This is a genomic window from Siphonobacter sp. BAB-5385, assembly GCF_002261125.1.
Classification (GTDB): Bacteria; Bacteroidota; Bacteroidia; order Cytophagales; family Spirosomataceae; genus Siphonobacter.
Map to the genome: position 1 here is coordinate 21877 of NZ_NMPS01000215.1, position 7490 is coordinate 29366.

Genomic DNA, 7490 nt, shown 5'->3' on the forward strand with positions numbered 1-7490 from the left:
AAACTTGTTTTGATACCAGAAGTGTATGAAATCTAGTAGTTACTATTCTGAACGACCGTACCGCCCGAAGCATCAATCTCGTACTGAGGAATGGGGCGTAATAAGTGCTTGGTCGTCAGAGCCTTATTCAGTTTCGCGTGCGGATTATACGCCAGCGTACGCTCGATGAGCTTATTGGTCCGTTTCAAATCCATCCAGCGGTTTACCTCACCTACTAATTCCCGGGCCCGCTCGTCCAGAATAAAGTCCAGCGTGATCTGAGCGGGCATCAGAGCCGTCGTCAGTCCGGACCGCGAACGGAGCGTATTCACTAAACTGGCTGCTTTCGTAGTGTTTCCGGATTTCAGATAACCTTCGGCGGCCAGCAGATACGCTTCACCGGCCCGCATCATGATCATATCGCGAGTACCTAAGGCCGGCTGATCCGCGTATACAAACGGTGCTCCGGGGTTATCAAACTTGCGGAACATGGGATAATGCACGTTCGTCACCCCATCGTTCGTGAAGTACTGATCAGGGTTGATGACCTTGTAGCGTTTCGCACTGATCTGAGCCTGCGTCCAGGAGGTTTTGGGAAAGTAGATCGCCGTATCACCAATCTTGATCAAACCATCCGTACTTACCTTGTCGGCAATCAGGGCCCGGCGGAACGTGGCTTCTGCCCGCTGGTCTTTATCGTCGAACAAGCTGTAGAAATAGGGTGTCGGGTTACGGCCAATTCCGTTCTGGTACAGGGTGCCCCGCGTCATACCGGGATAGTTAAAGTATTCGAACTTGTACAGCATGTGACGCGTATTACCCCAGCCCAGACTGGACGTAACGCTGCCAAACAGGTAAGAAAACACCGTTTCCTGACTTCTTACGTTTTCCGTTGAAAATAAACGGGCAAATGAGGATTCGAGTGGGTGGGTGGCTACCACCGTTTCCGCCAGACTAATCGAACGGGTTACATCCTCACTGACGGCAAAGGTTTTATAACTTCTGGTCAGCAGTACTTTCGATAACAGGTGACGTACGGCGTCTTTGGAAACCCGGCCGTATTCGCTGGGTTTGTCCTCTACCTTACTAAGAGCATCTTCCAGATCGGCTACGATGGCCTTGTACACTTCTTCTTCGGAAGCCCGTGGAAAGGACGTCTGAGCCGTATTGACCTGCTTCAGTACCAGCGGTACTCCGCCGTAGTTTTCTACCAGGTTGAAATACGCCCAGGCTCTGAAAAACTTGGCCTGTCCGATACCCGAAGTCTTCATGTTTGCCTCAACGCCCTGAATCAGGTCCGCGTTGTCGAGTAAGGTATTCGCTGCCGCAATATTGGCGTACTGATTGCCCCAGTATACCTGTAAGGCGTAAGTAGAGGGGTTCAAGTCCACGTAATCATTCAGCGGGTCGGTACCCGTGAGCGGACTGCTGCGGGTGACAATATCCGTTCCCAGATCTTCCAGCACGTATAACATGTCGGAAGCGTAACGGGTCGTATTGTTCCGGGAAACTTCGTAAACCCGAGCGAGTAACTGATTAAACGTTACGGCGTTCTTACTGGCATCTTCCAGCGTTTGCGACTGCCGGTTGGTTTCATCCAGAAATCCCTGACAGGACATGCCTAAAAACGCTACTGCGAGGGGTAATAATTTATTAATCTTCATCAGAATGCGTGTTTCGATGCTTTAAAAACTTAAGTTCAAACCAGCCATGTAAGTCCGCGACATAAAGGCTCCACCCCAGTCGTTACGCGAGGCATTTTCAGGATCCCAACCGTCGTATTTGGTAAACGTGAAGGGGTTTTGAACCGTCGCATACACCCGAAGGCTGCCGATGCGGGCCTTACTGAGCAGATCAGCGGGCAGGCGGTATCCTAAGGTCATGTAACCGACTTTCACAAAGGATACGTCCATGTACTTGTAGGCACTCGAATAAGTACCACCGTTACCGGGCTGAAACCAGTTACTGGTCTGGTTGTCAGGCGTCCAGTAGTCGGTGCGGTAGCCATTCCAGAGGCGGGCGGGCTCGTTGTCGTAAGCAAAGGCAAAGGACCGGTGGAAGTTACTGGCAGCCATTGCTCCCTGACTGGTATAGGCAAACACGGAAAGATCGAAGTTCTTGTACGTGAAGGAATGCGTCATACCACCCGTCCATTTCGGAGCGGAGTTACCGATGATCATCCGGTCACGACTTTCGGTGATTTGTCCGTCGCCGTCTACGTCAACTACGCGAACCTGTCCGGGTTTTTGACCATATTTTCTCGCTTCTTCCACCTGATCGGTTCCCCAAATACCATTCGCTTTGAAGTAGTAGAAGGACCCCATCGGCTGGCCGACTTTGTGAATCAGCGTCGCTCCCTGTGAACCGAAGATGATTTCGTCACTGCTTCCGTTGAGTTTAAGCACTTTGTTACGGTTGGCAGCAAAGTTCAGATTCACCGACCAGCGGAATTTGTTCGCATCAATCACGACGGCATTCAAGCCCAGCTCCACACCCCGGTTGCTCGCTTTTCCAATGTTGTCATACGTACCGGGAAAGCCCGTTGCCAGGGGTAGCGGACGGAAGAAAATGATGTTGTTCGTCGTCCGGTCGTACACGTCCAAAGAACCCGTCAGACGGTTTTTGAAAAGACCAAAGTCAAGACCTACGTTGATTTCAGCCGTATGCTCCCAGGTCAGGTTTTTGTTGGCAAGACCCGTGATGAACAGCGTACTCATACTCTGATCATTGATATTGGTATAACTCGGTGACAACAGCGACAAAGAACCCAGCGGGGACAGACCGCCTCCGGCACCATTGTTACCCGTTTTACCGTAGCTAAGCCGAAGTTTGGCATCGGAGAACAGGTTCTGAGATTTCAGGAATCCTTCATCAATCATACGCCAGGCAAAAGCCGCCGAGGGGAAGAAGGCCCACTTGTTCCCTTCCGCCAGAATGGAGGAACCATCGTAACGACCCGTTACCGTAAAGATGTACTTGTCTTTCAGGCTGTAATTGATCCGACCCGTGAACGATTCAAGCGTTTGCTTGAGGTAGCGACTGGAGTAATTGTTGACCGTAGAACCCGCTCCCAGATTGTAAAACAGATAATCGTCGGAGGAGAAGTTTCTTACTTGCAGGGAATAGGATTCGTTTTGGGCGTTGTATTGCGAATAAACAAACGTCGCATTAATCTTATTATCGTCGTTAATCTTGGTATCGTAATTGACAATATTATCCCAGGTATACGAGAAATCCAGGTAGTTTTCCACCTGAGCCCGCGTACTGCTTTGATTACCCACCGAGCTTTTGGTATACTTTCCACGGTACTCGCCGTAACGGGTATACTTGATGTTGGGTGAAAACTTGGACGTGAACGTCATACCGGGAACCAGCTTCAGTCGCACGGCAATGTCGCCCAGGTAATTGAGATACTTGGTTTCCCGAATTTCGTTCTCAATATCCAGTAAGGGGTTGGTCACCTGCGTTTCCTTCGCCGTCGGGAGGAATTTCAGACTACCATCTTCGTTGTACGCTCTTCCAATTGGTTTTAAGCGGTACGCACTTCGGAAGGCTTCAAAACTACCCGCGTTCTGCGTGGCTACCGTCACGTAGTTATTATAGCTCAAATTCAGCCAGCTCGTCAGGTCACTGCTCAGGTTGCCCCGCAGCGTGTAGCGGTTAAAGTCTTCGCCACGCGTCGTACCTTTATCCTGCGTATAACCAAAACCGATCGCGTAGACAGTAGATTTATTTCCACCGCTTAAATCCAGGGTATGGTTGGTTTGAAAACCTTTCCGGGTAATCAGGTCGATCCAGTTCGTGCTAACGCCGTCGTTGATGTTCTTCAACTCTTCCGCATTCAGGTAATTGGGCAAGTTGACGTCATTACGGGTAAAATTGTAATTACCAGAAGCGTATTGATTGCCCACAACTACATCTTTCAGGTAATCCACGTACCCGGTCGTATTGTAAATGGGTGGTAAGTGATACACTTCTTTGACACCCACGTAGTTGTTATACCGAACGGTGAGTTTACCACTTTCCCCTTTTTTCGTCTGGATGATAACAACCCCGTTCGTACCCCGCGAACCGTAAATAGCCGTAGCCGACGCATCTTTCAGCACGTCCATCCGATCAATATCGGCGGGGTTCAGAAAGGAAATATCGTTCACGAAAATACCATCAACGATAAACAGAGGGTTTTGTCCGGGCGTATACCCAGCATTGGCCGCCGTTTCGGTCGTGTGAATGGTACTGGCTCCCCGAATCCGGATGTTGAATCCACCGCTACCGGGTTTGTTATCCGTCCGCTGCACCATCACCCCGGGTACTTGTCCCTGAATAGCCGATGCTGCGTCCACGCGGTTTACTTTCTCAATGTTTTTGGAATCGATGGAAGCAACGGCACCCGTTACGTCTGATTTCTTCACGGTACCATATCCGATCACGACCACTTCTTCCAGGCTTTTGATGTCCTGTTTCAGCTGAACGTCGATGGTCGTACGCGTACCTACGGCTACTTCCTGACTCATATACCCGACCAGGGAGAAAACCAGGGTATTGTCGGCACTCTCTGGAATGGTCAATTTGAAATTCCCTTCCGCGTCCGTAGTATTTCCCCGGGAGGTACCTTTCAGGAGGATGTTCACTCCCGGTAAGCCTTCCCCTTTTTCATCGGTTACTTTGCCGGTAATGACCTGATCCTGTACTTCCAGACTGGGTTGTTGCGAGGCCACCGGGCTACTGGGACGGGCGGACGTTTGCGGTAATTCCCGCTCCGTTGTTTTATCCAGACGTTGTCCGACAATCAGATAGGCTCCGTCCTTCGCCTTGCGGTAGTGCAGACCAGAGTTTTTCAGCACCCGGTCCAGATTTTCTTCCAGGCTGGCTTTGGGATCAAGAGCCGTTTTAGGCACCGTCAGACCCTGCACCAGCTGATCGCCGAAAAGAATATCAACGCCAAACCGCTCTTTTAGCTCATGTAATACGTCTTTAAGTTTCCGTTGGGAAGTATTTTTTAGCTGAAGTGAGGACTGCCACTCCGTCGGTGACAGCAAAGGACTAGCGGGCTGGCCAGGTAAAGCCAGGCAAACCACTAGCCCCCACGTGTGTAGGCTAGTAAAAAAAAGAGACATACGGAGATAGAGGGATTATGTGAGAGAAGTAGATTGTAAAATAATTTCTTTGTCCTGATGGATGATGCGTAAGTTCAGTACTTCGGCAATAATGCTGAGTAGCTCTTCGGCACTTTCGGCTGGATAGGCTCCTGACAAGGTAAGGGCAGCGGTTCGGGATTCGGGGATACGCAGGACGATCCCAAAATTTTCTTCAAAGAGGTACGTCAGCTCCTGAAGGGACGTTTCTTTGAACACGTAGCGGTGTTCACGCCAGCTGGAAAAATGATGGCTCCGATCCCATTTTTTAAGCTGAACGTTGCCTTTCGAGGGAAGCTTTACTAGATCGCCGGGTTTGAGTCGGACGGCATCCCCTTTGTTACCCTGTTTCTGGTAATGAAATTCGACGCTGCCCTGAAGTAAAGCTACTTCGGTAGCCCGGGAACGCGTGAAAAGGTTAAACTCCGTACCCAATACGACTACTTCCGAACCGTGATCCGTTTTTACCACAAAAGGCTGATCATCCGGAGTATGGGTAATGGAAAAGAGGGCCTCCCCTTCGAGCTTCACTTGCCGACGCTTTCCCAAAAATCCGAAACGGGGTACCTGCAGCGTGGAGTTGGCGTTCAGCGTTACGCGGCTTCCGTCGGTCAGTTGTACCACTTTCACTTGTCCATAGCCCGTGGCGTAACGCTGATTCAGTAACCGATCCTGGTAGAAGTATCCCAGTAGCACCAGAAGGGATGCCGCAATCGAAGGAAGCAGCCACTTCCGATAGTTACGCCAACGATCTGTACTTTCGGGTTCGACGTTTGAAAACGTAGGCCGTTGATCATTGTACAGAAAATCCTTAAACTGACTATACGCTTTCTCCTGATCCGGGTGGTATTGCAGGTGTGAGCGTTCCCATTCCTGCAACCATTCGTAAAACAATTCTTCGTTTTGTGGGTCCTGGCTCCACGCTTCGATTTGCTTTCGCTGCAAAACCGTCGCTTTGCCCGAAAAGAAATCAAAGATGAGCTGTTTATTAATGAGTGGATTCATGGTACGGATGTTATTGAGCAAGGCAGAAAGGAACGTCAGGCAACCTTAGTGAATAAAGAATATTCCTAAAAGGAGCTGGAACCAGCGGGATTTCAGCATTTCTCGAATGGTCTGGTTGGCCAGGCGAATTTGTACTTCGATGGTACGAACGGACAGGCCCAACTCAGTAGCGATTTCTGCGTACTTTCTGCCTTCAAACGGTACATCAGGTAAATCTTCCGGCGTTGTACGGGCAGGGAATCAATGGCTTTTTCTACATCCTGATACAATTCATCGTATTGAGTGAGTGCATCGGGTTGCTGACTATGTTCGCTCAAATAAGCTTCTGCCTCTTCAATGGGTACGTCTCGCTGAAAGGACTGCCGAATGTAGTTGTAAGCCCGGTTGCGTACCGTTTTAAAGAGGTAAGCCCGGTACGAACTGGTGATGGTCGAAAAAACCTGTTTTTCATAGAATTGGCAGAACACTTCAGCGACCATATCCTCAGCAACCGACTTGGACCCTACAAAACGCACGGCATGACTGCACAGCTCCACGTAGTGCCGACGGAAGAGTATTTCACAACCTAGCCTTGGATTGGTCTCGAAGGTTTTTCGGGTAAAAAGCTCCTGATCAGAGCTTTTTAACGGCTCATGCTCCGTTTCATCGGCCGGAGAAACGGGATCAGTCGTTAGAAAAGAGTTCCAAGTGCTAGCTAGCTGCATAGAATCTTACATTATCGGTATGCCAAGTGGTGACAATTCAGGGGGAAGACACGGGAGCCCTAAAAATCCCTTAAGCCAAACTGGAAAATTTTTATATTTTTTTTTAACCCCTTCTGTAAGAGTTAAAAATCTGCTCAAAACCAGCAAAAAAGAAGGTATCGTGGCGGCGTTTTACAAAAAGGAGGAACAAATATAATAGAAATCCCTGGCAAGTCGCTCCATATAATTGGTAGGTAAAAATGGTTACTACCACTTTTTCATTAGATCATTTGAAATTATAGTTCAAGAGATTTATTCTTCATGGTTCTCTTGTAAAAGGCTAATGTATTAGGCCTTTATGAAAAAAATTATAAAACAGCATTGATAGATAATACGCTATATAGCGTTTTGGAAAGATTCCCTAACGGAGCGAACTTAGAATAATACTATTTTTAATCAGTTCTTCTTTTATAACTTGAAGACGGCAAAAGCTTAGGTTATTCGTTGATACGGCTGGTAACCTAAGAGCTTTCTATGGGTGAGGCGGGTCATCTTCAAGCAAAAGCTATTGGTTGATCGTTCATCGTTATTAGTAGAGGGTCTAACCTCTTCATGGACTGCGTAAAACCGAACCCCGTTCTGTCACATTTCATGTCGGAATTCCATTCTGGGGCTTAAGCCGCCTACC

The 7490-nt window shown here is 48.9% G+C and carries 4 protein-coding genes and 1 pseudogene; all 5 read right to left on the minus strand.

What is annotated here, in order from left to right; translation table 11 throughout:
- Positions 1-32: 32 nt before the first annotated feature.
- Complete coding sequence (locus BWI93_RS22600) at positions 33-1643, minus strand: RagB/SusD family nutrient uptake outer membrane protein (RefSeq protein WP_094815495.1); 1611 nt, start codon at positions 1641-1643, stop codon at positions 33-35.
- Positions 1644-1664: 21 nt separating this feature from the next.
- Complete coding sequence (locus BWI93_RS22605) at positions 1665-5096, minus strand: SusC/RagA family TonB-linked outer membrane protein (protein WP_094815497.1); 3432 nt, start codon at positions 5094-5096, stop codon at positions 1665-1667.
- A gap of 15 nt (positions 5097-5111) precedes the next feature.
- Entirely contained in the window at positions 5112-6119 is a 1008-nt protein-coding gene (locus tag BWI93_RS22610) for a FecR family protein (protein WP_094815499.1), read from the minus strand.
- Between the two features lie 45 nt (positions 6120-6164).
- Positions 6165-6281: a hypothetical protein gene (locus BWI93_RS29780; protein ID WP_369679203.1), complete on the minus strand. Its 117-nt coding sequence runs from the start codon at positions 6279-6281 to the stop codon at positions 6165-6167.
- A 26-nt stretch (positions 6282-6307) separates the two neighbouring features.
- Positions 6308-6823 (minus strand): annotated as a pseudogene (locus tag BWI93_RS22615) (RNA polymerase sigma factor); the annotation flags it as partial.
- Positions 6824-7490: the final 667 nt, after the last annotated feature.